Consider the following 26,603-nt stretch of genomic DNA (forward strand, 5'->3'; position numbering starts at 1 on the left):
AAGGCGATGTTCAACTTCTGCATGGCAGAAATTGGCCTTATACTAAATTAGTATTAGCTTAAAGCCTTCTGTGATTATTTCCTGATTTAGTGATAGTCATTCCTGTTATTACGTAAATACCCATGTATTACATGTGTTATTTCTTTACTTCCTGCTGGATTTTTGAATAGATTGTTTTTTTGCCGGACAGCAAAAGGATAATAATCCTAATATTTTCAAACACAGAAGGGAAAATGAACCATGAGAAAATCAAAGCGAATGGGAATAGGGCTGGCTGTAGCTCTGATAGCTACCCCGATGTTGCCTGCTACCATGGCGGCAGAAAATATCCCGGAAAATACAATACAGGCAGATAATTCGCAGTTTATTGCGCTAGGCAAAGTCGTTCAGGTTAATGTTGGCGACATTGAGTACAAACTCGATTTTTCTGATAACAAAACTATGACCTTTACCGGTATCGGCGCAGACTCTCAGGATGATACTGATACCGTAGAGTATACTGCTATTAAAATTCGACCACAGGTCTACATGGTTTATTGGCACGAACCTAAATCGGGGGATAACGTTGTCCATATCGAGGACTACCTGCGTGGTGAAGTCTACACCAACATTGCCAGCAAGGATGGGGGTTTCACCCACATGAAAGGGCGGTTGAAAATCGTTGGCCGCTCAGAAAAATAAATGAAAAGTTGTTCTACGCATAAACATGCTACCGTATTTCGGAAAGGATGAAGTAAAAATGCAAAAATTAGTGGGAAGTGTTGCAAGGCATTTCCCGCTAACGCTAGAGAGGATATGATCGATGCCATCCGCTGTGATCCTATCTTTATGATAGCCTAACCCCCCTTAATTCTATCGTCAGTAGCTTCGTACTCCAGCATGAATCAACTTATCCACTGTCCCAGCGAGGAATGGGCACAGCAGAGTGTTCTGCTAAGGTCGCTGAGACGGTCCTCCCCGGTGCAGTATCAGCATAGCACTTTAGGTAATCTGCTATTCGGAACGCCTATTTTAGTGGTCAGCGTGGTTCGCGCTATTACCATGGACAACGTAGCAGACATCACTTTCACCTTTCATTACTAGCAAGGTAATATACATGAATATAATTAATTAATTATATTTAAAAATAACCTTGTGTTTTTTTTAATTTTCTATAGTATCGATTTATCATTGAGGATAATAACGGCTTAAGCCGAGCAGCTAACAGGCTAAATAAATCAAAAATCATCTGGGATTTAAAGGCGAAAGACATCATTAAATTAATAGCGAGCTAATTTTATATTTTATTAACCATTGCATCTGTCACTATTAAATAATTTTTCATTGATAATGGTGATCTGGTAATTATTTTTGGCAAAAAAGTTAATTCTCTCAAAATTGGCCATGACAAAATTTAGATCAAGCTAATTATTCACACTATGCAATAATAGGAATATAGGTTGGATCGCATGAGCATAAAAGCGCAAGACCATTTCTTTGATGTCAATCAAGTATCCCAATGTATTAAGGTGCAAAAACCTTATTTTGCTTTTCAACAGATCTGGCAGGATGGAAACTCACTGGTTGGGAGCTTTGCTGCTGAACAGTCTCTGGACTACGAAACGGGTATTATTACAGCAGGTGAGTTGGGTAGACACCTAGCCATTCTAGGAAGTTGTGCTGCGGTCGTAATATGCAATGGATCAGAAGGCTATTATCTCGCATTGAAAGCTGATTTTATCAATAAACCTCATAAACAGACGTCGGTTAATGATATATTATATGCTGGTGCTCAAGTTCTGAGCATCGATAAACGCTCCCTGAAAATCTCCGCTCAGGCATGGAACACAGAACCGGTGGCAGAACTACTATGCGAATATGCCATTTTATCTCCTGCATTATTTCAACGTAGATTCCGGCACTATGCTAGCGACGATCTGTCTGTACCTGATGACTCTCCTTATCAATATCCTATCCCCTTACACAGCCTGACGTTTCACAAGGAAAAGCTGGATGCCTTTGCAGGTCCCCTTTCTCCTCAACAATGTGCCGGACATTTTTACGGGTACCCATGCTGGCCAGTAGCTATTATTTCGCAAACAGCAGTTCAGGTTGTCGGTGAATTACTTAAAAAAAAATATGGTTTTGAAATGCGTTTCTTTATACGAGATTCGCAATTATCGGCAGAAAAGCTGATCGGTGCCAATAGTATTTTAAGATTTAATGTGGAAATAATACCATTGGCGGAAAAATGTTCTTTAATAAGCCTGATACATATTTATCATAATGAGGAGGAAGTGGTGCATCTAATAATCAGGATGGAATTAATATTACCCGGGTAATGCCGGTGCAACATGTGCACTGGGTCGATGTTGCTGCTGTAACGTCTATCCCCCGGTTATTGAAATAGCGGCTAATAATTGTTTTATCACCGACAAGGGGGTCGTCATGAGCAATATTGCCATTGTAGGTGCAGGTCAGTCCGGGTTACAACTGGCATTGAGTTTGCTGGCTGCTGGCTATCGGGTGACGTTGATGACCAACCGCGATGCACTGAGCCTGCATCGTGGCCGCGTGATGTCCAGTCAATGTATGTTTCATCAGGCGCTAGAAACCGAACGGCGCGCTAAGCTCAACTTTTGGGAAGAAGACACACCGCCAATTAAAGGCATCAGACTAACTATGGCTAATCCGCAGGGAACCCCTGAGGTAGCCTTTAGTTGGCATGCTGCACTTGAACAGGATGCGCAGTCCGTCGATCAACGGCTGAAAATGCCGGGCTGGATGGCGGAGTTCGAAAACTGCGGTGGCCGATTAGTGATCGCCGATGTAGGCATTGCGGAATTGGAACACTTGAGTGCTGACCATGACTTGGTGCTGTTGGCCGGGGGCAAAGGGGAGATTGTTAATCACTTTGCCATCGATTCCGTGCGCACTCAATTTGACCGACCGCAGCGTGTATTGGCGCTGACCTACGTGCATGGTATGCAGCCGATGGAGAACGGAGGCCAGATCAATTTCAACTTTATCCCCGGCGTAGGAGAATACTATACCTTTCCAGCTTTCACGCTGAGCGGCCCCTGCAATATTATGGGGTTTGAAGGGCTACCCGGTGGAGAAATGGATTGTTGGCAGGAGGTCTACAGCGCAGGGCAACATTTGCAACAAAGTTTGTCTATCCTCCGCCGTTGGCTACCCTGGGAAGCAGATCGCTGCGTTGGTGTTGAATTGACTGACGCCATGGGCATCATGGCGGGTTGCCTTACCCCCTGCGTACGTCAGCCGGTGCTGACGCTGCCCTCGGGGCGGCAGGTGTTGGGTATGGCAGATGCAGTCGTGTTAAACGATCCAATCGCCGGCCAGGGCAGCAACAGTGCCGCCAAATGCGCCGAAATTTATCTACAGCGTATTCTGACACATGGCGATGGTGCTTTTGATAAGTCCTGGATGGAAGAGACCTTTGAACAATACTGGGGTTACATGCAGCACGTAGTACGCTGGACTAACAACCTGCTGCAACCACCGCAAACACATGTGATGCAGTTGCTGGAAAGTGCCGCACACAACGCATCGCTGGCGAAGAAGATCGCCAACGCTTTTGATGATCCACGTCGACTTGATCCCTGGTGGTATCAGGCTGAGGAAGCGCAATGCCTGATTTCATAAAGCAAGAAAAGCCGATAATCATTATCGGCTTTTTTCTACAGGGTAGGGCTAAGCGGCTAGCAATTGCTCTGCGGTATCGACAACCAGCGCCAGCAGCGCTTTGATGTCTTCCAAACGAACGGTCGGGTTTAATAGCGTCATCTTGAGGCAGGTAACACCGTTAAACTCGGTAACACCGACGTTAGCATGCCCAGATGCCAACAAGGCATCGCCAATACGTTGGTTAAGCAGTGCCACGGCGGTGTCTCCGCTCGCTGCCAGCGTCGGCGGGCAATAGCGGAACAACACGCTGGCCAATTGTGGCTGCATCATCAATGCCAATGACGACTGATCGACAATATAACGTGCGGCCTGCTGTGCCAGAGTGATACCATGATCGATGATCTCAGCGTATTGCTTTTGACCCAAGGCTTCCAACCCCATCCACAGTTTTAACGCATCAAAACGGCGGGTGGTTTGCAAAGATTTGGCAACCAGATTGGGTACACCCTGAGCTTCGTCGAATTCGGAATTCAGGTAGGCTGCCTGATAGCGCATCAGTTCATAGTGCCTGGCTTCTTTCAGCAAGAAGGCACCGCAACTGATGGGCTGGAAGAATTGCTTGTGGAAGTCCAGCGTAATGGAATCCGCCGATTCAATGCCATCCAGGTAATCACGGTACTTCTCAGACAACAGCAGCGCGCCGCCCCAGGCGGCATCTACATGCACCCAGATCTGATGTTGCGCCGCCAGAGCCGCAATGGCACGCAGTGGATCGATTGCCCCAGCATCGGTAGTGCCCGCTGTGGCGACAATCGCCAGGATCTGCTCGTCCTTGGCTTTTGCCTGCGCCACCTTTTCGGTTAAGTCATTCAGATCCATACGCGCGAATTGATCGGTTTTTACCAGGGTGACGGATTGGTAACCTAACCCCAGCAAGGCCATATTTTTGCGCACCGAGAAGTGGGCATTTTCAGAGCATAACACTTTAATCTTGCTCAAGTTACCCACCAAACCATCCTGCTGGACAGCGTGCCCCTGCCGTGCGAAGAAAGCATCGCGTGCCAACATCAGCCCCATTAGGTTGCTCTGGGTTCCACCGCTGGTAAATACCCCCGCATCGCCAGATGGGTAACCTACCTGGGCGCGTAGCCATTCGATCAACTTTATCTCGATGAGGGTGGCCGAAGGGCTTTGATCCCAAGAGTCCATACTCTGGTTGGTGGCATTGATCATCACTTCAGCGGCCTGGCTAACCACCAGGCTTGGGCAATGTAAATGCGCCACGCACTGCGGGTGATGCACCGACAAGCTATCCTTTAAAAAGTACTCGACCGCACGGGCGATTGCCGCTTGGTTGCCCAATCCCTGCACAGTGAAATCCAGCGTAATACACTCACGCAGTTCGGCGATAGTTTTCCCTTGATACATTTCGGGTTGTTGCAGCCACTGCACAACCGCTTGGCTGCTTTGCTCGATTGCCTGTCGATAGGCCTCGATGCTTGGCAGTGAGGCGGACAAAATAGGGTTTGATTTGCTCATTACTGCTCCATTCAGGCCGACTTAGCGCCTGCGGCTATCAGGGCGTGCTCGAATTTATCCAAGAATATAGCCAATTCGTCGTTGGTGATCAGCAAAGAAGGCAGTAAGCGCAGAACGCAGCCATTGCGCCCGCCACGCTCCAGGATCAGCCCGGCTTCAAAGCATTTTTTTTGCAGCAATGCACTGAGCTGGCTATCCGCAGGGTAGCAACCCATATGATCCTGTGCTTCGTTAGGTTTCACGATTTCAATGCCGATCATCAGCCCCAGACCGCGTACGTGACCTATCATTGGATAGCGTTTTTGCAGCTCGACCAGCTTGGCTTTCAGCCACTCTCCCTGAGTGGCTACTTTGTCGGCAACCTGATGCACTTTGAGGTATTGCAAAGTAGCCAGGCCAGTGGCCATTGCCAACTGATTGCCACGGAAGGTACCCGTATGGTGACCAGGTTCCCAGGCATCAAACTGTTTCTTGATACCCAATACCGCCAGTGGCATGCCACCGCCAACCGCTTTAGACATGACGATGATATCCGGTTCTATGCCAGCGTGTTCGAAGGCAAACAGCTTACCCGTGCGGGCAAAACCAGCCTGAACTTCGTCGATAATCAACAAAATTCCGTGTTCTTGCGTGATTTTGCGAATGCGCTGTAACCACTCGACAGGGGCGGGGTTTACGCCGCCTTCACCTTGTACAGCTTCCAGAATCACCGCAGCCGGTTTGCGCACGCCGCTTTCGACATCGTTAATCAGGTTTTCAAAATAATAGGTCAATGCTTTGACACCCGCCTTGCCGCCAATGCCCAGCGGGCAACGATACAGGTGTGGGTATGGCATAAACTGCACTTCCGGCATCATGCCGTTGATCGCTTCTTTCGGCGACAGGTTGCCGGTAACCGCCAAGGCACCATGGGTCATGCCGTGATAACCGCCGGAAAAGCTGATCACACCGGTACGGCCCGTGTGTTTTTTCGCCAGTTTTAGGGCGGCTTCAACCGCATCTGCGCCGGAAGGGCCACAGAACTGCAAGCAATATTCTTTGCCTTGGCCTGGTAACAGGGAAAGCAGGTAAGCGGAGAACTTATCTTTTAACGGGGTAGTGAGATCCAAAGTATGTAACGGCAAGCCGCTGGTAATGACATTTTTGATGCTTTGCAGTACGTCAGGGTGGTTATGTCCAAGCGCCAGCGTTCCCGCGCCAGCAAGACAATCAAGATAATGATTATTTTCCACGTCAGTGATCCAAACACCTTGGGCTTTGGCAATCGCCAAAGGTAGTTTTCGTGGATAACTCCTAACATTCGACTCAAATTCGGCCTGTCTAGCCAGATAGGCGTCATTGTTTCCATTTAATGAATTCACAACGAAAGTAAATGGATTCGCAACTAAATTATCAATACGGACTTTATCCGTCATCATATCTCTCCCACAACCGGGGGTATTAATACATCCTGGTTGAATTAATTGGTTCAAAAAGCCATTGGCCTGCGAAAAGCGCGTACAATATATGGTTTTTGGCGGGGCTACTCAACCGCTTATTTTGTTTATAATTGTTTACTTTTTTCTTATGTCAATCAATGTGTTGCTTATTTGTTAATGGTTTTGCCGGACATTGTTCTACAACAAACACTTAACAAATGGTGGGTTAGCTTGGTGAGCCGGGGAGCCGATTATTAAGGTGGAGTATTTGCCTATAATAATAATAAAAAATAAAGGTGCTTATACCCGCCATACTTCAAGTTGCCTGTGTGCCATTTTTACTATTTATATCAGTAACTTATAACATAACCATAAGGTTATTTTATTTGCCATTTTGGTCAAGGGCAGTGCTCACCCTCCTCACGGACTCCCTGGTACGCGCCAGTTGTTGCGTGCTGTCCGTGTCCAAACGGTGCTGCTACTGAGCTTCAGCGCATCTACATTGTGGTGCCTTGATGGCGTCTGGAATATAGAGAAATATCTTCAGTGATCAGAAAAAATGATTCTTTACGGACGACAACTGTCTTTCTGATCCAGAGCAGGTATTATCGCACCTGCCATACATTTATTAACTGAACAGTTTATATGAGAACACCATGCCATCAATTACACTCACTCACCTCAAAAATCTTAAACATCGCGGCGAGAAAATTACGATGCTCACCTGCTACGATGCCATCTTTGCGCATGAACTAAGCTCCGCAGGTGTGGAAATGCTGCTTATCGGCGATACTCTGGGAATGATCCTACAGGGGCATGACAGCACCCTGCCGGTAACGCTGGCTGACATGGTTTATCACACCGCCTGCGTCAGACGCGGGAACAACGGCGGCTTTATTATCGCCGATCTTTCTTTCATGACCTTTTCTTCACCCGAACAGGCTCTGCACAGTTCGGCGCAACTGATGCAGGCCGGTGCTCAGATGGTCAAGCTGGAAGGGGGAGAATGGCTCTGTGAGACGGTGCGTCAGTTAACGCGTAACGGTGTTCCTGTTTGCCCACACATTGGGTTGACGCCTCAGTCCGTGAACGTTTTTGGCGGATTTAAGGTACAGGGACGGGAGCAGAAACAGGCGGAGGCTTTGATCGAAACCGCGAAGAAATTTGAAGGAGCGGGTGCCGCCATGTTGCTGGTTGAAGCCGTACCCCCATCCCTGGGCAAAGCGCTGAGCGAGGCGGTAACAATACCTGTGATTGGTATTGGTGCGGGTCCTGATACTGACGGTCAGGTTCTGGTTCTGCACGATATGCTCGGCCTGAGCATGACCGGCCGGATACCTAAATTTGTGAGGAACTTTATGAAAGGTCAGGAAGACATTCAGGGTGCGATAAAAAGTTATATTGCAGCAGTGAAAGACGGTATTTTCCCGGCGCCGGAACACTGTTACGCAGAATGAGTGGTATAACCGGCACCAATCAGGTTGAACACACAGCGCAGAGGCTCATGCGCGTTTCCATAAGATCTTGGAATCCTTTAACGGTTTTATCCCTGAAAAGAACATGAACTATGATGATAATTTTCAGTTCAATGAAGCAGAATGGAACATGGTAAACCGAGCCACAGAGATTTATGAAAAAATCAAATCGTATGCCATAAATCTGTAAATCAAACCTGCCACCGGTGATACACTACTGGTGGCATTAAGGAAGAAAAATGAGAAAAAGTGGTTTAATAGGGAGTGTTAGAAATTCTGTGTCATTCCAGTAATATCTCTAGAAAAAGAAATGACACATGTCCCAATCCTTCGATTTCGATAAAGCCCTGAAAGCACTTCAGGATGGTCAAGCCTTGACAGGCAAAGATGGCTAACTCCGTTAATCAAGCCGCTGACGGAGGCTGCTTTGGCTGCTGAGCTTGACTCCTGTATGGCTCAAGTCATTGAAGCAAAATGTAAAACCGGCTCAACTAAAAAAACAGTCAAAATACCCACGGGCGTTTTTGAATTGGCCACGCCCCACGCTCGTAACGGCTCTTTCGAACCGCAATGGGTGAAAAAAAACAGACCACGCTTTCCGACGAGATCGAGCGTAAAATCATTCGGATGTTTGCCCTCGGCATGAGTTACAAAGATATCAGTCAAGAAATCGAAGATTTATACGCGTTTAGAATATCCAGCGCCACGATCAGCGCCGTCAGCGATAAGGTGATACCTGAGTTAAAACAGTGGCAACAGCGCCCACTGGAGGCGGTGTATCCCTTTGTCTGTCTGGATGCGATCCGCGACGGACGTTATCAAAGCAAAGCTGTGTACAGGGTTCTCGCGCTGGAGCTGGAAGGCATGAAAGAGATCCTGGGCCTGTATCTGTCTGAAAAAGAAGGCGCTAACTTCTGGCTGTCGGTACTGACCGATCTGCAAAACCGTGGTGTGGATGATATTCTGATCGCCTGTGTGAATGGCCTGACCGGATCCCCTGAAGCGATAAACAGCCTTTACCCGGATAGCGAAGTCCAGCTCTGTGTTATCCATCAGATCCGTAACTCGATAAAATACGTCGCCTCAAAGCATCATAAAGCGTTTATGGCCGACCTGAAGCCAGTGTATCGAGCGGTATCAAAAGAGGCGGCAGAAACGGCGCCGAATGAGTTGGAAGAGAAATGGGGCCAGCAGTACCCGGTGGTGCTCCAGTCGTGGTGAAGGAGATGGGATAATCTGTCGCATTACTTCCGGTATCCGGCGACGATCCGTAAAGTCATTTACACCACGAACGCCATTGGATCCGTTCACCGCCAGTTCAAAAAACTGGCGAAAAATCCTAATAAAAACAGTCTATTGAAGTTTCTTTGTCTGGGGTTAATGAACGCGCAGAAAAAACGGACAATGCCTATCCAGAGCTGGAATTTGACATTGTCCCAGTTAGCGATCTATTTTGAAGGCCGCCTCGATAAAGTGATTACGTTGTAGAACTTTTAATGTGACACAGAATTCTGAACGCTCGGTTTTGCGCGAGCGCAAGCATGCCTTGGGCTTGCGATACCCTGGTTGAAAATATTATCGCCAACATAAGAGAGGCCCAAATAGGCCATCTCTTTCAGGAACAGCGCCGGGGTGTCGATGGACAACAATTGTCGATCAACCACTTCGCCAGTTTGCTCCCAAAGCTCTGCGATCCCCGTACATATCGGTCATTCTGTCTTTGGAAAAGTAGTAGATTCAAATAAGCCAGTGGTGTCGTCGCGCATCTGAAATGATTTCAGCATTGCTGTGGACAATGAACGAGCCGGCCCCCATAAAAAGATAATCTTCGACATGGTTATTCCTGCTAACGTAATGGATAAATATAGGTGGGATAAAACAGGGGCAGTAGTACTGGCCCCTGAGGAGAACCTAGGGTGCTGCGGCTGGAACGGCACCTTGCGTTGGGTCACTGTCTTTAGGGACGGGTAGGCCGAACATGCTCATGAACTCTTGTAGCGACATCTTGCTACCGTTCAAGTCAAACTGACTGTCTGCGTAGTGTAAGTTGCTGCTGATCACATTGTCTTTCTGGGTGGCAAGTTTAAACATCTGGCTCATTGTCGCTAGCCCCTGCACTTGCTGCTGTGCGAGCTTACGTGCATCTTCTGCGTTGTAGCCCTGTAACCGCGCGGCCTGCGTCGTGGTTTCGGTCGCCATGGTGAGCGGAATAGTCAGGTGGGCGTCCAATTTTTTAATCGAACGGGTGATCAGTTGATCTAACGACTCAGCTTGCGACGGAGCAGTCAATGCCAGATCCAGCGTGAAGTGGCTCTCGCCTTGGCTGTTTTTCCAGCTTAGCGGTGCTACGCTGATGGTCGGATTGTTCTTCAGCAGCAGCGGCAAGTGTTGTAGCAGAATATCGGTGGTTTGCCGCTCATAAGTGGCAAGCCCCACGCCCTGACCATGCTGCAACAGAGCCAGAGCCTGCTGATTGTAGTGATTGGTAAATTCTTTCAACGAGTTACCTTCAATCTTGTCGATTTTCAACGTCAGTTTACCGGCTCCGAAATCGTTGCCCTGGATCTTCAGCGCGTCCAGGGTGTAATCGATCTGTCCACCAATGTTGTTACCTTGCTCACCAAATTTGCTCACCAGGTTAAAGCCGTCTAACGCTACGGTGTCCCTGCCATCGACGGCCAGTTTGAAGTGCTTCATGGTTATGGTCTGATCGCTGAGGTCTATATCGAACTGGCTAGCATGACTGGCACGCTTGAGGCTAACACCATGAACGCTGATTTGCTCGGTCTGGCCGAACCCATTCGGGCCGCTGAACACGGCGCTAGCGTTGTTGGCATCAAGCACAATGGCGGTCATGTCACGCGATACGTCGGCATTGAGGGTACCGCCACTGAATTTCAGCGAGGAGTTCCCTATTGGGTATTCCAACGGGGTGATGTTGATGGCGGAAGACGTGTCACCGCTGTAGGAGATACGAGAGATGGCGTTGAACGGTGATTTCCCCTTGGTGATATCAAACAGGTTTCTTACCGCTGTGGTGTTCTCCAACTCGAGATGCGCCGATGCCATGCTTGGCAGCAGGTTGAACCTTTTCAACTGAGCAAATGGAAATGGGCCGTGCTCAATGGTTGCAAGGAAGGCCACTTCATCGCTGGGCTTCAGCGCTATGGCATCGGGGGGCGCGCTACCATCAGAGCGCAGCACATAGCGGATTTTGCTGCTAAAAATGCCGCGCTGAACATGCTCATAGCCCAGTTTAGCCCCAGTCTTGGGCAGGAAATCCTGCAACTGACGATTGGCGTTATTAACCACTTCGTCCATCCGTTGCTCGATCAGTTTGCCAGTGAACCAGGAAGCTCCAGTCCATGCTGCGCCAGCAGCAACAATGACGCTAACTGTGACTAACGATTTTTTCATAAGTTGTGATCATCCTTTATAAACCCGTCTGTCTCGCCTAGATGAATAGGCAAAATAGGCGCAACATAAAAACGCCCTCTACGTTTAATTGTGCGGGCAACCCTACAATTATGCCAAGAAATCACGGTAGCAGGTTGTAAACGCGGGCGATACGCCCGTTACCGCTAGCGTTGACTGGCGATTCAAACGCGCCGATAAAGCAGGATCTACCCGGCTTTAATACCCATTGTTGTCCTTGCTTTTCCAGCACTGCCTCACCGTTAACGCAAAATACGATGGCTGCGCTGTTTTGCACCAATGCCTGTGGCGTAGCAGTCAGTTCATGCAACGAGAAGGCGAAATCCTCTACCGGGATGGGGAAAAACAGTTCGTTACCCCGCTGTTCAGGCTGAACCAGTAAAGCAGACGCAGGCTGTGGACGGAATTGCAGGTTGGCCAGCAACTGAGGAATATCGATGAACTTTGGCGTCAGGCCAGCACGCAGCACGTTATCCGAGTTGGCCATCACTTCCAGTGCTACGCCTTTCAGGTAAGCGTGCGGCGTTTCGGCATGTAGGAACATCGCCTCACCTGGTTCAAGCTGCACGAGGTTCAGCAGTAGGGGGGAGAATAAACCACTGTCTTGCGGGTAAAAACCAGCGATAAAGCGCAGGGTATCCCAGGGTTCACCCTGTTGGTTATTTAGTGCGACTTTTAACACGTCAAGCGCCCGCGATTTCTGTGTACCACTGATCGCCAATAGGCTAGCGAATAGGCTGGACAAATGTGCGATATCCGGCTGATCCAAGAAAGTAGGGATATCCTGGTGTGCGTCGGCGATCGGTTGCAGCAAAGAAACGATATCGTCCAGAGTGCGAAAGCCGTTCATTGCCAGGAACGGCGTCAGTGCGAACACCAGTTCTGGCTTGTGGTTCGGATCTTTAAAGCTGCGTTCTGCGGCATCCAACGGAATACCGGCGGCATTTTCTTTGGCGTAGCCGGCTTCGGCGGCGGTTTTGCTGGGGTGCACTTGAATCGACAGTGGCTGATCGGCGCACAGCACCTTGAACAGGAACGGCAACTCGCCAAAGCGGTTGGCGATGTCGGCTCCCAACTGCTTTGACGGATCTTCATCGATCAGTTCGCGCAGTGAGCGCAGCCCACCATTACCGTCCGCCACATAGGAAGGGCTTTTAGGGTGAGCCCCCATCCATAGCTCGGCCATGGGTTTTTGGTTGGTATTGGTGATACCGAAGAGTTGAGTTAGCGCGTCATAGCTGCCCCAGGCATAGTTCTGCACCGAGTTAGTCATCTTTTGCATCTTGAAAAGCATCCTTTGCGTTCATCGTCGCATCAACGATTGTTAATTTTATGATTTTTATCATTAAAATTTTTTACACACGCCTAATCAAACCGTCACTTTGCAGCGGCTGGCGCGATCAAATCATTAAGGGGTAAGCCTGTGCCGTTAACCTCGGCAAAGTATAGCGTGGTAACCATCAGTGCAACAAATTCCTCAAAGTCGCAATAGCGCATGCTTTTTCAGCATGCCGCGCAACTGGTGATAGGTTAGCCCCAGCAGTTGCGCCGCCTTACGCTGGTTAAATTTTGCTTGGTGCAGCGCCGCTTCGATCAGCGATTTCTCCTGCCCCTCTTGCCAAGCCTTTAAATCCAGCGGCAGAGAGGGCTGCGCATCGCAGTAGCCTACTTGTGGCAGTTCGCGATAGGCAAACGGATTGATGACGATCTCATCCAACTTGCTGCTACTGGTGCCGTGACGGTATATCGAACGTTCCACCACGTTTTTCAACTCACGCACGTTGCCTGGCCAGTGATAACCCAGCAGGGTATCTCTGGCACCTTTGGTGAAACCGGGGAACAGCGGCAACGACAGCTCGCGGCACATGTGGATGGCGAAGTGTTCGGCCAGTAGCATGATGTCTTGCTGACGCTGACGCAGCGGCGGTAACTGCACCACGTCAAATGCCAACCGATCCAGCAGGTCAGCGCGGAATTTGCCCGCAGCCGCCAATGCGGGCAGATCGGCATTGGTGGCGCACACCAAGCGGACATCCACCTGTAGTGGCTGGCTACCGCCGACGCGTTCCAACTGACCATATTCGATCACCCGCAGCAGCTTTTCCTGCACCAACATCGGCGCGGTAGCTAGCTCATCAAGAAACAGCGTGCCGCCATCGGCGCGTTCAAAGCGCCCCAGATGACGTTTCTGCGCACCGGTAAAGGCACCAGCTTCGTGGCCGAACAGCTCAGAGTCCAGCAGATTGTCGTTCAGCGCGGCGCAGTTGATCGAGATAAAGGGACCCTGCCAACGGTTTGACAGATAGTGCAGGCGGTGGGCGATCAGCTCTTTGCCGGTGCCACGTTCGCCGATCACCAGCACCGGTTTGTTCAGTTTCGCCAGTTGAGAGACTTGCTCCAATACTTCGATAAAGACGTTTGCCTCGCCCAGTAGGTTGTCTAACTGCCCGATCATGATGAAATTCGCCAATATTTAGTGATAAAAACTACTTTACACTAGCCTTATTGAGAGTCAAAAATAAATAGTATTTATAATTCAATAAATTAAATGTTGGCATGGATTTTGATGGTCTCTGATAGAACTTTACACGGCGTTTCAGACGCCATTAAAAACCAAGAGGATGTGAATTATGGGTATTTTTTCTCGTTTTGCCGACATCGTGAACGCCAATATCAACACCCTGCTGGACAAAGCAGAGGATCCGCAGAAATTGGTACGCTTGATGATTCAGGAAATGGAAGACACACTGGTTGAAGTACGCTCCGCCTCGGCCCGTGCGCTGGCGCAGAAGAAGCAGCTACTACGTCGTATCGAACAGGGTGAAAACCAACTGAACGACTGGCAGCACAAAGCCGAGTTGGCGCTGCGCAAAGATAAAGAAGATTTGGCTCGCGCAGCACTGATTGAAAAGCAAAGGGGCGCTGATCTGATCGCCACGCTGACGTATGAGCTATCCATCGTGGAGGAAACGCTGGCACGTATGAAGAGCGAAATCGGCGAGTTGGAAAACAAGCTGACCGAAACCCGGGCGCGCCAACACACATTGACGCTGCGCCACCAGGCGGCTTCCTCTTCTCGCGAAGTGCGCCGCCAACTCGACAGTGGCAAGCTGGATGAAACCCTGGCGCGTTTCGAGCAGTTCGAACGCCGGATCGACCACATGGAAGCGGAAGCGGAAAGCATCAGCATCGGTAAAAAGAACGCTTTGGATCACGCGTTTGCCGAACTGAAAGCCGATGACGCTATCAGCGAGCAACTGGCAGCGCTGAAAGCCAAAATGAACCGCTCCGAGTAAGGCGGCAGCGGCCATGGCGCAAGCGGCCGCCATCCAAAGACCCTAAAAAGGAATAGAAATGAGTGCATTATTACTTGCCATTCCGTTGACACTCTTTGTGTTGTTTGTCTTGCCGATTTGGCTTTGGTTGCATTACAGCCATCGGCAATCTGGCATTCAACTGAGCCATCAGGAGATGCAGCGTTTATCGCAGTTGACTGAAGATGCCAAACGCATGCGTGAACGTATTCAGGTGCTGGAAAAGATCCTTGATGCCGAACACCCGAACTGGAGAGGATCATGATGAGCAACATTCTGGGTAGTAAAAAACTGTATCGTGTGCCAGAAGAAGGCAGAGTGAAAGGCGTGTGTGCCGGTCTGGCGCACTATTTTGATGTGCCGGTGCGGTTGATCCGCGTCATGGCTGTATTGTCGCTTTTTTTCGGCCTATTTTTATTCACTCTGGCGGCCTATATCACGTTGGTATGGGTATTGGATGAAGCCCCAGCCAGTCATTTTGACGAAGAACAGCAAAAATCGCCACGTCAGTTGCTCGATCAACTGGCGTATCAGCTAGGCAGCGGCGAACAGCAACTGCGACAGGTTGAACGCTACGTGACCTCCGATACCTTCAGCGTGCAAAGCCGCTTCGGCAAGCTTTAAACCTGTTGCTACGCAACATACCGGAGGGTATCGCCAATGAATAAAAACTCTACCGTGAATATCGACAAAGCGGGTGGATTTAAACCGGGATCGGGAGCTATGTTGAAGACCTTGTCTAAAGTTATGCTCATAGCGTTACTGAATTACGGTCCGGCGGGTGCGGCTCACTGGCTGTTGAAGGCTGTGGGCCGCAAACCGATCCGCGTTGTATTGGCGTTGGTGCTGGAACTGTTGTTCCACAAGGGGCTAAGCAAGGTGTTGGGGCGTGATGCAAAGGGCAACTAATGAAACGATTGCAAAATGAGTTAACTTCACTGGTCAACCGTGGAATGGATCGCCATTTGTGTCTGGCAGTAACGGGCCTGAGCCGTAGCGGTAAAACGGCTTTTATCACTGCTTTTGTCAACCAATTACTGCACGTACAGAGTGGGGCGCGCCTGCCGTTATTTTCGCCAGTGCGCGAGGGGCGTCTGCTGGGTGTCAAACGCATTGCGCAGCGTAACCTGGGCATCCAGCGCTTTACCTATGATCAAGGGTTGGCGCAGTTATACGGTACACCGCCAAGCTGGCCGACCCCGACACGCGGCGTCAGCGAGATCTGCCTGACGTTGCGTTACCGTTCCAACAGTTCGCTGCTACGTCATTTCAAAGAGACCTCCACGTTATATCTGGAAATTATCGATTATCCCGGTGAATGGCTGCTGGATTTGCCGATGCTCGAACAGGATTACCTGGTCTGGTCGCGCCAGATGGTGGGGCTACTGCAAGGTAATCGCGCTCAGTGGGCCAAACCGTGGTTGGATCTGTGCAAAAGCTGTGACCCACTGGCACCCGCCGATGAGAACAGGCTGGCGGCGATCGCCCAGAGTTACACCGACTACCTGCTGCGCTGCAAACATGAAGGGCTGCACTTTATTCAGCCGGGGCGCTTCGTGCTGCCGGGTGATCTGGCAGGCACGCCCGCACTGCAATTCTTTCCGTGGCCGAATGTTGACACCCTCGGCGAACCAAGGTTGGCACAGGCTGACAAGCACACCTACATCGGCATGCTGCGCGCACGTTTTAATTACTATTGTCAATCGATTGTCAAAAACTTCTATCAGCAACATTTTGCCCGCATCGATCGGCAGATCGTGCTGGTCGATTGCCTACAAGCGCTTAACAGTGGGCCACAAGCATTCAACGAGATGCGCTTGGCGCTTAGCCAATTGATGCAGAGTTTCCATTATGGCAAACGCACGTTGTTGCGTCGGCTGTTTTCGCCCACCATCGACAAACTGATGTTTGCCGCGACTAAGGGGGATCATATCACTGCCGATCAGCACGCCAATCTGGTCTCGCTGTTGCAGCAGTTAGTACAGGAAGCCTGGCAAAACGCCGCATTTGAGGGCATCAGCATGGATTGTGTCGCTCTGGCAGCGGTGCAGGCCACTGAAAGCGGCATTGTTGAACACCAGGGGCAGTCTATACCGGCGCTGAAGGGCAATCGGCTGGATGATGGCGCACCACTGACGGTGTTTCCTGGCGAAGTGCCTGCGCGTCTGCCAGGGCCAGCGTTCTGGCAACATCAAGGGTTCCATTTTGACCCATTCCGTCCGCGTACCATGAACGTGGACAGCCCTTTGCCGCACATCCGCCTGGATGCGGCGATGGAGTTTTTACTGGGAGAGACATTGCGATGAATGAGTCGATCAAACCCCGTATCGATTTTGAACAACCGCTATCGCCATCCCAGGCCCTGGAGTTGCGCGCTGGCATCACCTTTGATCCTGACCAGGCCGAGCGCTTTTATCCGACGGCACCTGAGCTGCAACAGGAAGAAGAACATGCCGAAGGCATCATTATGGCAGTACTGAGGCCGAGACGTAGCCTATGGCGCACCATGGTCACCGTCGGGTTGGTACTGTTCGCTGCCAGCCTAGTGGCGCAGAGCGTGCAATGGCTGCATACCGCTTGGGGGCAGCAGGATTGGATTGCCATCGGCAGCAGTGTGGCCGGTGGCCTGATCCTCTTTGCTGGCATTGGCTCGCTGATCACCGAATGGTACCGCCTGTATCGTTTGCGTCAACGGGCGCAAGAGCGCGACCTGGCGCGCGAACTGCTGCACAGCCACGGCCTGGGCAAAGGCCGTGCATTCTGTGAGACGCTGGCACGTCAGGCTGGGTTGGAGCAGGGGCATCCAGCGCTGCAGCGCTGGCAGGCTTCATTACATGAAACCCAGAACGATCGCGAGGTGGTGGAACTGTACGCCAAGCTGGTGCAGCCAGTGCTGGATAACCAGGCGCGTCGGGAAATCAGCCATTCGGCTGCCGAGTCAACGTTGATGATCGCCATCAGCCCGTTAGCGCTGGTTGACATGGCGTTTATCGCTTGGCGCAACATTCGCCTGATTAATCGCATCGCCGCGTTATATGGTATTGAACTGGGCTATTTTAGCCGCATTCGGCTATTTCGATTGGTGCTGCTGAACATTGCCTTTGCGGGGGCATCCGAACTGGTACGTGAGGTGGGAATGGACTGGATGTCGCAAGATCTGGCTGCAAGGCTGTCAGCACGTGCAGCGCAGGGCATTGGTGCAGGCTTATTGACCGCACGGCTGGGTATCAATGCGATGGAGCTGTGCCGACCGCTGCCCTGGCTAGAAGGAGAAAAGCCAAAGCTTGGAGACTTCCGCAGCCAACTGATTGGTCAGTTGAAAGACAGGCTGAAAAAGCGCGATGGCAAAGCAAAATAATTCGCTGGCAACTACCGCTACTTGACGAAAGTCGATCCTCCCGGCTATCGCCAGTAAATGTAGGCTGGTTATGATCACGCGTTAACATGACGCCAGAAGGGTATTTACTGGCGTTTAAAATCAGCGACGACGCCAATAAATCAACGTTCTATACCCTAAGAACTTAATGGGATAGGTTCTTAATAATTCAAGTAGCGATAAGGCGGCACCCCAGGCACTACCCCCATTCAGTGACGGGGGGTAGCGAGGAAGGCTAACGCACAGGCAACTTGGAGTATGTCGGGTATATCAACTTTTGCTGACAGATTGCTTCTACTGCTTGGGGTGAGGGAGTATCATTATCACCAGTCATTTCCGCCGTTGTAGAGATAAGGCCAATACTGATGCGTTTGGAAGTATTTTGTGAAGACCGGCTCGGTCTCACTCGAGAATTACTCGATCTTTTGGTATCGCGCTGCATTGATTTACGTGGCATCGAAATCGCTCCCATTGGCCGTATTTACCTCAACTTCTCCCAGCTTGAATTTGACACTTTCCGCGTGTTGATGGCGGAGATCCGCCATATTGACGGCGTGACTGATGTGCGCACCGTCAATTTCATGCCGTCCGAACGTGAACATCGTGCGTTGCGTGCGTTACTGGAATCAATGCCGGAACCGGTGTTGTCGATCGACATGAAAGGCAAGGTCGAACTGGCCAACCCGGCAGCTCAGGTGCTGTTTAGCTTAAGCGAGGACAAAATCCGCCACCAGACGGCCAGCGCGCTGATCGGCGGCTACAACTTCAACTGCTGGCTAGAGAGCGAACACACCGCGCCACATTCCGCGCGGGTGGTGATCCGCAGCCAGGACTTCCTGATGGATATCACGCCGATTTATCTGGAAGACGAGGATCAGCACAACAACGCCGTGGGGGCGGTAGTAATGCTGAGATCAACCGCGCGGATGGGGCGTCAGTTGCAGGATCTTTCGGTCAATGACGATACCGAATTCGATCATATCGTTGCCGTCAGCGCACCGATGTGTCATGTGCTGGAACAGGCGCGCAAGCTGGCGATGTTCGATGCGCCGCTACTGATCGTCGGCGACACTGGCACCGGCAAAGATATTCTGGCGCACGCCTGCCACCTACGCAGCCCGCGCGGTAAACAGCCATTTCTGGCGTTGAACTGCGCTGCATTGCCGGATGATGTGATGGAAAGTGAACTGTTCGGCCATGCGCCGGGCGCTTATCCTAACGCATTGGAAGGTAAGAAGGGCTTTTTCGAGCAAGCCAACGGGGGGTCGGTGCTACTGGACGAAATCGGTGAGATGTCGCCGCGCATGCAAACCAAGTTACTGCGCTTTCTCAATGACGGCACTTTCCGCCGCGTGGGTGAGGAGCATGAAGTACATGTCGATGTACGGGTAATCTGTGCGACTCAGAAGAACCTGACTGAACTGGTGCAGCGCAACGAGTTCCGTGAAGATCTCTATTATCGCCTCAACGTACTCAACATTACCATTCCGCCGCTGCGCGCGCGTCCGCAAGACATCATGCCGTTGACCGAATTGTTTGTAGCACGTTTCGCCGATGAGCAAGGCGTGGCGCGGCCTAGGTTGGCCAACGATTTGGGTAGTTTCCTCCGTCAGTACGCCTGGCCGGGCAACGTGAGGCAATTGAAAAACGCCATCTATCGTGCTCTGACTCAGGCCGAGGGTTACGAGCTGCGTCCGCAGGATATTGTGCTGCCAGAGTTCAACGGAGATCTGCCACTGGGGGATGACGTGTTGGAGGGATCATTGGACAATATCAGCAAGCGTTTTGAACGCTCGGTGCTGACACGGTTGTACCGCACTTATCCCAGCACCCGCAAGCTGGCGAGGCGGTTGGGCGTATCCCATACTGCCATCGCCAATAAGTTGCGTGAGTACGGGTTAAGCAGCCGCAAAGTAGGCAAAGAGTAAAAAGAGCCTGGCAATGCCTTTGGGTTTACCGGGGGCGGGTTGTTTTTATTTCAACGCCGCCAACGCTGCATCGTAATTCGGTTCGCTGGTGATTTCATCCACAAGCTCGCTGTACAAAACGTTATCTTGGCTATCTAGCACCACCACGGCACGGGCGGCCAGGCCCGCCAACGGCCCATCAGTGATGTCAACACCATAGCTCTGTTTGAACGCTGCGCCCCGCAGGGTGGACAGCGTCATCACGTTGTTCAGGCCCTCTGCGCCGCAAAAACGGGATTGGGCGAATGGCAGATCAGAAGAAATGCACAACACCACGGTATTGTCCATGTCGCTGGCCAACTGGTTAAATTTACGTACTGAACTCGCGCAAACGCCGGTGTCAACGCTAGGGAAAATGTTAAGGACTTTGCGTTTACCTACAAAGCTGCTCAGCGCTACGTCTGACAGGTCTTTGGCAACCAGCGAGAAGGCTTTGGCTTGTTCGCCCGGCTGCGGCAGTTTGCCTGCCACGCTGAGCGGATTGCCTTGAAAATGTACGGTTTGAGTCATCGTTAGCTTCCTTTTACAGGTGTGTATACCAAGGCCATGAACCCAAATGGCCGGTTGGCCGTGTATAACATTAGGTTCATCCCCTGGCGTCAGTTTATGTCAACCAGGTTGGATTGGATACGCAAAGTTTATGATTTCGCCTTGTCGGCCACCCGCCAACTGAGTTCTGCGCTCTTTCCTCTTGCTGCCACGCGCAGGGCCTGCACACCATGTGTAGGTTAATGGTAAGCGTGGTTGTAACCTTGCAACTAGCCACATTTATATTAATGTTATCATTAACCTAATCAGGCGGCGTTATTATCCAGGGACAGGGGTATATGATTAATTCAGTACCGATTTCGGCTTCCCTACTTGCATGGATTGATGAGGAAATTGATTTATCTACTTTTAGTGATCGCCGACACGCCAGCTGCTTTAAATCCCTGATGCATGGAATACTGACTGTTTTGCCGGTAACGGTTCTGGCGGAGGCGACGGAAAAACTGGACTGGTAAAGCCAGCGATGGAAGGGTTAATTATTTCAAAAGTTGGTTTTCACAAAGACGGAGATGAAAATCCTGGACACGATGGTTAAAGATGCAGCACAAATAACATCATCACCGTCACTTGAAAAGAGGCGCGACTGACGGCGCTGAAATCGCCGGATGCGGATTGCCCTGGAAAATAACCATACCGGTGATGCCTCCAATGAGTTGAACAGGTATTAGCCAGAACGCCGCCAATTTTGTGTTATCGCCATACCATATCCTGTGTTGTCGGGCCTTGCTGCGGACAAAGCTCCATTGTTCATCCAGTGCGCAGATGAGTGCTATATCAGCATAAGCGACCGGAGAGGGGATTACCCGACACGGCGAGAGTTTTTAAAATGCGAATGACCGTGTTGATACCGATTTTCAGCGTTTTGGCGGTATCACGGACACTGGCACCATTACGATGTTGCCCTGCGTGCCGGGCTTAGAGGCTTCATAGATAAAAGAAAGCTGAAAAGCGCGGCGACATGATTTGCAGAGAAATCTCTGATGCCCTGACGGGGTGCGCCCATAGCGGCAGACATCATCAGACTGGCAGTGAGGGAGCAGTAACGCTGGCCACAGGGATACTTAAAAGTCCGCATTATACACCAGATAAACTAATTGGCGGCATCACCTGTAAAGGTTGGGTTGTCAGTAGGTGAAGCAATATTAGAGGAAGATCCTGAGAAAAAATGAGCGTTACAAGCGAGAGCATAATATCTGGGGCAATTGCTGTTGGAGCAACTGTTGAGTGTGGCACCGAAATTAGTAGGAAAGTTATTTCAAGGCTTCATAATAATTTTGTAAATAAATTAAACCTTAATAAATACGCCAGGTTCAGAAAGTTAAGAGATAATGATGACGTAAAAACGGTTAGAATATGGGGCGAGGATGTAATCGAAAATAAAAATTGCTGGTGCATTAGAAAAAACTCAAAGAGGCAATGAATTGGCCTGATGCGGAAGACCATTAACCGTCTTAAAATAAAAAGTCACCGAAAAAAAATTAAGACAATAGACTTATAGCAGCATCGTCAACATCTTCAAAATTTGGATCAACTTAAGAGAACGAATAGGAGAACTGTATTACCAAAGGAAATTATTCACTACATGGTGGACAACTCAATTAAGGTTAAAGGGTTAACTATTACTCAATATGTACAGTGGTTTGGGGAAATGAAGCCAGAGGTAAGAGTCACATATATTGATTCAAGCATGTTTGAGCTTAAGGGTGATAATATCAATCACATAATTGATGTACTCAATGAACTCTATTCTGATGATGAGTGTAGTGACGAGATTTATGCAGATACTGAACTGCCGCGCAGTGTGGGCCTTTTACCTGAACAAGACGATAATGATGGAGATATATGGGGTGCAGGCTTAAAGTAAGCGATCGAGCTGGTTTAAGATCTTCAGGAGTTTTAAGATTTTTAGCCAGTTTGTTGGTCAAAGCCTGCAACTGTTTTCGTCCATATGTTCCCGTGCTTTTGATGTAGGATTGAACACATCAAAATCTGGCAATGGCAAAAATATATTTGCGTATTAAATTATTATGCTATAATAGATATGCTGAATAATTATATTCACGTGTTCATTATAGCATCAACATAAACTAAGCGGGTTAATTATGAATAAATTCAATAAATTCAATAAATTAATTGCAGTCACATTGCTTGTTGGTAGCGCAATTTCTGCTGCTGCATATGCTGAAGAAGAAGCTGTACCTATCTTTTGCGCCGGTGATGAAGTTGCGCAGGAGGTTGACGGCACTTGGATATGTGTTAAATCTTAATGATTTTTTAACAGGGTCCTTTATATCCTAAATAATTCGCGTTGCAGCAAGGCGGCACCCCAGGCGCTTACCCCGTAGGTGGCTGGGGTGAGCGGGTAAAGCTAACGCTTAGGCAATTTGAAGTATGACGGGTTATATATTCTCACCAGATTTTGAGAGGGTATGAAGGAACATGTTCAGTTTTTTATGCTTTCAATATTTTGACGATAATGACATGCAATTCAAACGGCATATACCCAATGCTGGGATTCAAAAATTTCATACGGATGCAAACCCTGCTCTCTGGCATTGATTGATAGTACTTATCTTGTCCAGCATGTATAAAATTTAGGCTTTAGTCTTTCTACCTCGAACAGTTTTATCAATTTCTTCGAGTATGACTGTTAGTTACATCTACGTTCCATCACCTATGATGCATTATCATGACAGAGTCAGTCATAGGTGCTTTTACCTAAAAAATTATGTTTAATTTAGAGGTGCTGCGTGAATTATTATCCCCCACCAGAATTACCTGCAAGTGCTTATTACTACACAGCAGGAGGGGTGGCATACATTACTCCGAAACTCACTATAAATAAGGAGGATATAAAGTTCCTTATGACTGTAAGAAGTGGGTACGGCTTGCCGTTTATAACAACTAGCAATACAGGTGAACCCGCTGTGAGCCTACCCGCTGTGAGCCTAAATGGTACTTCAGGTTTCAATATACTCGCTCGTCGCGAGTCGAGCTACAAAAGTTATACAACCACTTCTTGTCCTGCCTGTGGGATGCAAGCAGGTCCGCCACAGAATCTGGTGTCACATGGCGCGGTGTTCTACCACATTAGCAATACTGGTGGCTTAACCGACTTTTATAACCAGATGGGCCATTTTTCCGGCGATGCCGCTATGTTGTATAACGAAGGCACGATAAGTGGCACCCTGCAAAATGAAGGCAGCGCCGAGGGGGCTGTCGCTGAGATTTGGAACTCTGGAACACTCAATATAATCTCAAACGCTGCTACCGGTATGATAGAAGGTAAAACGGCCGCTATCATCAATCTGAGCGACGGATATATTAGGAGTTTGACGAATAATGGCACGCTATCCGGTGGTCAATACGCGGTGGTAAACCAAGGACGGTTGGATAGCCTGACCAATACAGGAACAATGACTGGCGGTATCATCAACTATGGCACCATTACCGGTAATGTTGCGCTTGGTAGTGCCAAGCTGATTTTCGCGGGTGACAGTGCAAAAGTTGGTGGGGTTATTTCCTGGAATGGTGATAAGGATGTCAGTGTTGGTCATGGCAGTAAGGTGGCCGTGGGTGATAACACTGAATCAGCGTCATACACAGCGGATGGTTCGGTATACGCAGAGAATATTGCTGTGGCATCAGGCAGCAAACTCATCGTATCGCAAGAGGCCGATTGGCATGCGCTGGCTACGCAGGACGATGCTTTCAGTAACGCGGGCACCCTGGTGATGAACAGCGACAGTATCCTGAGCGGTAATCTAACCAATAGTGGCACCCTGATAATGGGTGACCAGCAATACCTGAGTGCAACTCTTTCCGGGGATATGGTGAATAGCGGGAAAATTGTACTTAACCCTACCAGCTATAGTGCCGGTAATACTCTCACCATCAATGGAAACTATACTGGGACTGAAGGTAGCGTCATCTCGTTAGGCAGCGTGCTGGCCGATGATGACTCCCTGACCGACAAACTGGTCATCACCGGTGACACTACGGGCAGCAGTATCCTAAACATTTTCAATGAGAATGGTTCAGGGGCACAGACGCTGAGAGGTATTCAAGTGGTATCCGTAGGGGGCAAATCCGATGGTATTTTCATCCTGGGCAACCGCGTAGTGGCCGGCGCCTATGACTATAGTTTGCATAAAGGCAGCCTGGCCGACCCGGCTGACGACAAGGGCTGGTATCTGACTAGCGCCATCCCACAGCCCAATCCCACTGTTCCGAACGAACCCACTGTTGTCGTGCCGTTAACGCCAGATTTACCGGAGGATGCGGAACCAGCGCTAATGGTACGTCCGGAAACAGGTGCCTATACGGATAACTTGAAGGCATCCCGCTCACTCTTTAATGTCTCACTGCACGACAGATCTGCGGGGATCCACACAACCTCAATGTGGATACGTAACGAAGGTGGACGAAATAAGACCGAACTGTCTGATGGACAGAATACGACAACAGCCAAACGCTATGTCATGCAGATCGGTGGCGACGTTTTGACGTGGGAGTCAGGGAAGGGCGGTAAGGCCGTGCTGGGCGTCATGGGTGGCTATGCCGTCCAACATGGTAGCACGCACAACCACCTTACCGATCATGGCGCAAAGAACAGTGTGAGTGGTTACAGTACTGGGCTTTACGGGACCTGGTATCAGAACTGGTCTGACAAATCCGGTTTGTTCATAGACAGTTGGCTACAGCATGGCTGGTTCAACAATGAGGTGAAAGGGGAGGATTTATCACCGGAGACTTACAAAAGTCGCGGTCTGAGCGCCTCACTTGAGATCGGCTACAGCCAGCATCTGGCTACCTTTTTGACCCAAAAGGAAAGAGAAAACAGCATCTGGTTGCAGCCGCATGCGCAGGTTATCTGGGCGGGCGTCAAAGCGAATGACCACACCGAGCAGAACGGTACAGATGTCCAGGGTACCGGCTCAGACAACGTGCTAACGAGGCTGGGCCTGCGGGCGTATCTGGATAACAGAAGCCTAAAAGACAACGATAAGGCGAATTTCCGGCCTTTCATTGAAGCAAACTGGGTTTATAACAGTAAAAATGACGGGGTGCGGATGAACGATGAGCAGGTTGGTGTGGATGGCGGACACAATACGCTTGAGATGAAAGCGGGTGTAGAAGGAAAACTAAACCGCAACTTGAGTGTATGGGCAAGTGTGACCCAACAACTGAGTGGTAAAGGCTACAATGATACTGAAGGTACCTTGGGCTTGAGGTATCAGTTTTGACCCTGTCAGTAATTCTGTGTAACTGCCACCGTATTAAAGGTGATCGCTCAGGCGGTCACCGAACTCGATAATAAAACGACTCATTGCCAGCCGCCAGTTCTTGATCGGCATACTCCATTTTTTTGATGCATCCTTGATCGCCAGATAAATCACTTTTCGCACCGAGTCGTCTGTCGGGAACAACTTTGCGCTTCTTGATGGCTGCACGGATCACGCTGTTCAGCGACTCGATAGCGTTGGTCGTGTAGATTGCCTTGCGTATATCGGGTGGATAGCCGAAGAACGTATTGAGATTTTCCCAGTGCGTACGCCAGCTTTTGCTTATCTTATCCTGCCATTTTAACTATCCTCGAACACCTGTCAGAAGGTGATTCCTGAATGAGGATGTCCCTTTCATTCGAAATTTACAGAGCGTGATTTCTATTGAGGGAAATAGTACGGTATACCGAACCAGCGGGAGCATTTGAACAGACACTTACGGTACAAAGTCTATCAGCGCGGCGATCTTTGCCGCAGTGCCGAATTTCTAACACTCCATAAATTTCAATTTAAACAATTAATTATCTCCTTAACCTGGTTTTTACATCATTGGCCCCAGTCCCCCTAATCGCCCTTTTATTGGAGTCACTGCGGCTCTTTCAGTAAAGGGAGCATCCT

General features: G+C 49.7%; 22 protein-coding genes and 3 pseudogenes. 17 read left to right on the forward strand and 8 right to left on the reverse strand.

Translation table 11 applies throughout. The annotated features are described in order from the left end of the window. Positions 1-240 precede the first annotated feature (240 nt). From SYMBAF_RS05720 to SYMBAF_RS05730, 3 genes are all read left to right on the forward strand, one after another. The gene (locus SYMBAF_RS05720; protein ID WP_040266053.1) at positions 241-681 is read left to right on the forward strand and encodes a MoaF-related domain-containing protein; all 441 of its coding nucleotides are present in this window, start codon (positions 241-243) and stop codon (positions 679-681) included. Positions 682-1,448: 767 nt separating this feature from the next. Then, entirely contained in the window at positions 1,449-2,321 is an 873-nt protein-coding gene (locus SYMBAF_RS05725) for a hypothetical protein (protein ID WP_040266051.1), read from the forward strand. Positions 2,322-2,427: 106 nt separating this feature from the next. Beyond that, complete coding sequence (locus SYMBAF_RS05730; RefSeq protein WP_040266049.1) at positions 2,428-3,645, forward strand: styrene monooxygenase/indole monooxygenase family protein; 1,218 nt, start codon at positions 2,428-2,430, stop codon at positions 3,643-3,645. A 48-nt stretch (positions 3,646-3,693) separates the two neighbouring features. On the opposite strand, the gene SYMBAF_RS05735 is transcribed toward SYMBAF_RS05730, so the two are convergent. Both SYMBAF_RS05735 and SYMBAF_RS05740 read right to left on the reverse strand, forming a co-directional pair. Continuing rightward, positions 3,694-5,166, reverse strand: coding sequence for a pyridoxal phosphate-dependent decarboxylase family protein (locus SYMBAF_RS05735; RefSeq protein ID WP_040266047.1), 1,473 nt, complete (start codon positions 5,164-5,166; stop codon positions 3,694-3,696). Between the two features lie 11 nt (positions 5,167-5,177). Beyond that, positions 5,178-6,581, reverse strand: a complete 1,404-nt coding sequence (locus SYMBAF_RS05740) for a diaminobutyrate--2-oxoglutarate transaminase (RefSeq protein WP_040266294.1) — start codon at positions 6,579-6,581, stop codon at positions 5,178-5,180. A gap of 659 nt (positions 6,582-7,240) precedes the next feature. Here SYMBAF_RS05740 and panB point away from each other — a divergent pair. Then, complete coding sequence (gene panB, locus SYMBAF_RS05745; protein WP_040266045.1) at positions 7,241-8,041, forward strand: 3-methyl-2-oxobutanoate hydroxymethyltransferase; 801 nt, start codon at positions 7,241-7,243, stop codon at positions 8,039-8,041. Between the two features lie 335 nt (positions 8,042-8,376). Beyond that, positions 8,377-9,547, forward strand: a pseudogene (locus tag SYMBAF_RS05750) (IS256 family transposase). 423 nt (positions 9,548-9,970) lie between these two features. Here the strand turns inward: SYMBAF_RS05750 and SYMBAF_RS05755 are convergent. The 3 genes from SYMBAF_RS05755 to pspF all read right to left on the reverse strand — a co-directional run bounded on the left by SYMBAF_RS05755 (position 9,971) and on the right by pspF (position 13,949). After that, complete coding sequence (locus SYMBAF_RS05755; protein WP_040266043.1) at positions 9,971-11,476, reverse strand: YdgA family protein; 1,506 nt, start codon at positions 11,474-11,476, stop codon at positions 9,971-9,973. Between the two features lie 121 nt (positions 11,477-11,597). After that, on the reverse strand, positions 11,598-12,776 hold the full coding sequence (manA, locus tag SYMBAF_RS05760; RefSeq protein WP_040266041.1) for a mannose-6-phosphate isomerase: 1,179 nt from the start codon (positions 12,774-12,776) through the stop codon (positions 11,598-11,600). A gap of 195 nt (positions 12,777-12,971) precedes the next feature. Further along, on the reverse strand, positions 12,972-13,949 hold the full coding sequence (pspF, locus tag SYMBAF_RS05765; RefSeq protein ID WP_040266039.1) for a phage shock protein operon transcriptional activator: 978 nt from the start codon (positions 13,947-13,949) through the stop codon (positions 12,972-12,974). A gap of 175 nt (positions 13,950-14,124) precedes the next feature. Between pspF and pspA the strand changes: the two genes are divergently transcribed. The 7 genes from pspA to tyrR all read left to right on the forward strand — a co-directional run bounded on the left by pspA (position 14,125) and on the right by tyrR (position 20,112). Continuing rightward, positions 14,125-14,790, forward strand: a complete 666-nt coding sequence (gene pspA / locus SYMBAF_RS05770) for a phage shock protein PspA (protein WP_040266037.1) — start codon at positions 14,125-14,127, stop codon at positions 14,788-14,790. 58 nt (positions 14,791-14,848) lie between these two features. Beyond that, positions 14,849-15,073 (forward strand): envelope stress response membrane protein PspB, encoded by a 225-nt coding sequence (pspB, locus tag SYMBAF_RS05775; protein ID WP_040266034.1) that lies wholly within the window; start codon positions 14,849-14,851, stop codon positions 15,071-15,073. After that, entirely contained in the window at positions 15,073-15,432 is a 360-nt protein-coding gene (gene pspC, locus SYMBAF_RS05780) for an envelope stress response membrane protein PspC (protein WP_040266292.1), read from the forward strand. The genes pspB and pspC overlap by 1 nt, the downstream gene beginning before the upstream one ends. A gap of 36 nt (positions 15,433-15,468) precedes the next feature. After that, positions 15,469-15,717, forward strand: a complete 249-nt coding sequence (locus SYMBAF_RS05785) for a phage shock protein PspD (RefSeq protein ID WP_173424344.1) — start codon at positions 15,469-15,471, stop codon at positions 15,715-15,717. Next, on the forward strand, positions 15,717-17,114 hold the full coding sequence (locus SYMBAF_RS05790) for a YcjX family GTP-binding protein (RefSeq protein ID WP_040266032.1): 1,398 nt from the start codon (positions 15,717-15,719) through the stop codon (positions 17,112-17,114). Before SYMBAF_RS05785 ends, SYMBAF_RS05790 begins: the two co-directional genes overlap by 1 nt. Beyond that, positions 17,111-18,166: a YcjF family protein gene (locus SYMBAF_RS05795; RefSeq protein WP_040266030.1), complete on the forward strand. Its 1,056-nt coding sequence runs from the start codon at positions 17,111-17,113 to the stop codon at positions 18,164-18,166. The genes SYMBAF_RS05790 and SYMBAF_RS05795 overlap by 4 nt, the downstream gene beginning before the upstream one ends. Positions 18,167-18,549: 383 nt before the next feature. Further along, positions 18,550-20,112 carry a transcriptional regulator TyrR gene (gene tyrR, locus SYMBAF_RS05800; RefSeq protein ID WP_040266028.1) on the forward strand — a complete coding sequence of 521 codons (1,563 nt, stop codon included), beginning with the start codon at positions 18,550-18,552 and terminating at the stop codon, positions 20,110-20,112. 45 nt (positions 20,113-20,157) lie between these two features. On the opposite strand, the gene tpx is transcribed toward tyrR, so the two are convergent. Next, positions 20,158-20,661 carry a thiol peroxidase gene (gene tpx / locus SYMBAF_RS05805; RefSeq protein ID WP_040266026.1) on the reverse strand — a complete coding sequence of 168 codons (504 nt, stop codon included), beginning with the start codon at positions 20,659-20,661 and terminating at the stop codon, positions 20,158-20,160. Positions 20,662-20,978: 317 nt separating this feature from the next. Between tpx and SYMBAF_RS05810 the strand changes: the two genes are divergently transcribed. Then, positions 20,979-21,155, forward strand: a complete 177-nt coding sequence (locus tag SYMBAF_RS05810) for a hypothetical protein (protein WP_160289813.1) — start codon at positions 20,979-20,981, stop codon at positions 21,153-21,155. Between the two features lie 205 nt (positions 21,156-21,360). On the opposite strand, the pseudogene SYMBAF_RS17575 reads toward SYMBAF_RS05810, so the two are convergent. Next, positions 21,361-21,755: pseudogene (locus SYMBAF_RS17575) on the reverse strand (IS1 family transposase); the annotation flags it as partial. Between the two features lie 110 nt (positions 21,756-21,865). Here SYMBAF_RS17575 and SYMBAF_RS05830 point away from each other — a divergent pair. The 4 genes from SYMBAF_RS05830 (at position 21,866) to SYMBAF_RS05845 (ending at position 25,946) form a co-directional block, all read left to right on the forward strand. Further along, positions 21,866-22,120 carry a hypothetical protein gene (locus SYMBAF_RS05830; RefSeq protein ID WP_152609152.1) on the forward strand — a complete coding sequence of 85 codons (255 nt, stop codon included), beginning with the start codon at positions 21,866-21,868 and terminating at the stop codon, positions 22,118-22,120. A gap of 162 nt (positions 22,121-22,282) precedes the next feature. Beyond that, positions 22,283-22,564 (forward strand): hypothetical protein, encoded by a 282-nt coding sequence (locus tag SYMBAF_RS05835; protein WP_040266024.1) that lies wholly within the window; start codon positions 22,283-22,285, stop codon positions 22,562-22,564. Positions 22,565-22,802: 238 nt separating this feature from the next. Further along, positions 22,803-22,967 carry a hypothetical protein gene (locus SYMBAF_RS05840; RefSeq protein WP_160289812.1) on the forward strand — a complete coding sequence of 55 codons (165 nt, stop codon included), beginning with the start codon at positions 22,803-22,805 and terminating at the stop codon, positions 22,965-22,967. A 768-nt stretch (positions 22,968-23,735) separates the two neighbouring features. Continuing rightward, positions 23,736-25,946 (forward strand): autotransporter outer membrane beta-barrel domain-containing protein, encoded by a 2,211-nt coding sequence (locus SYMBAF_RS05845; protein WP_052447828.1) that lies wholly within the window; start codon positions 23,736-23,738, stop codon positions 25,944-25,946. A 33-nt stretch (positions 25,947-25,979) separates the two neighbouring features. Here SYMBAF_RS05845 and SYMBAF_RS05850 read toward each other — a convergent pair. Then, positions 25,980-26,274 (reverse strand): annotated as a pseudogene (locus tag SYMBAF_RS05850) (transposase); the annotation flags it as partial. Between the last annotated feature and the right edge of the window lie 329 nt (positions 26,275-26,603).

Origin of the sequence: Serratia symbiotica (genome assembly GCF_000821185.2) — a bacterium.
In the GTDB taxonomy this organism is placed as follows: Bacteria; Pseudomonadota; Gammaproteobacteria; order Enterobacterales; family Enterobacteriaceae; genus Serratia; species Serratia symbiotica.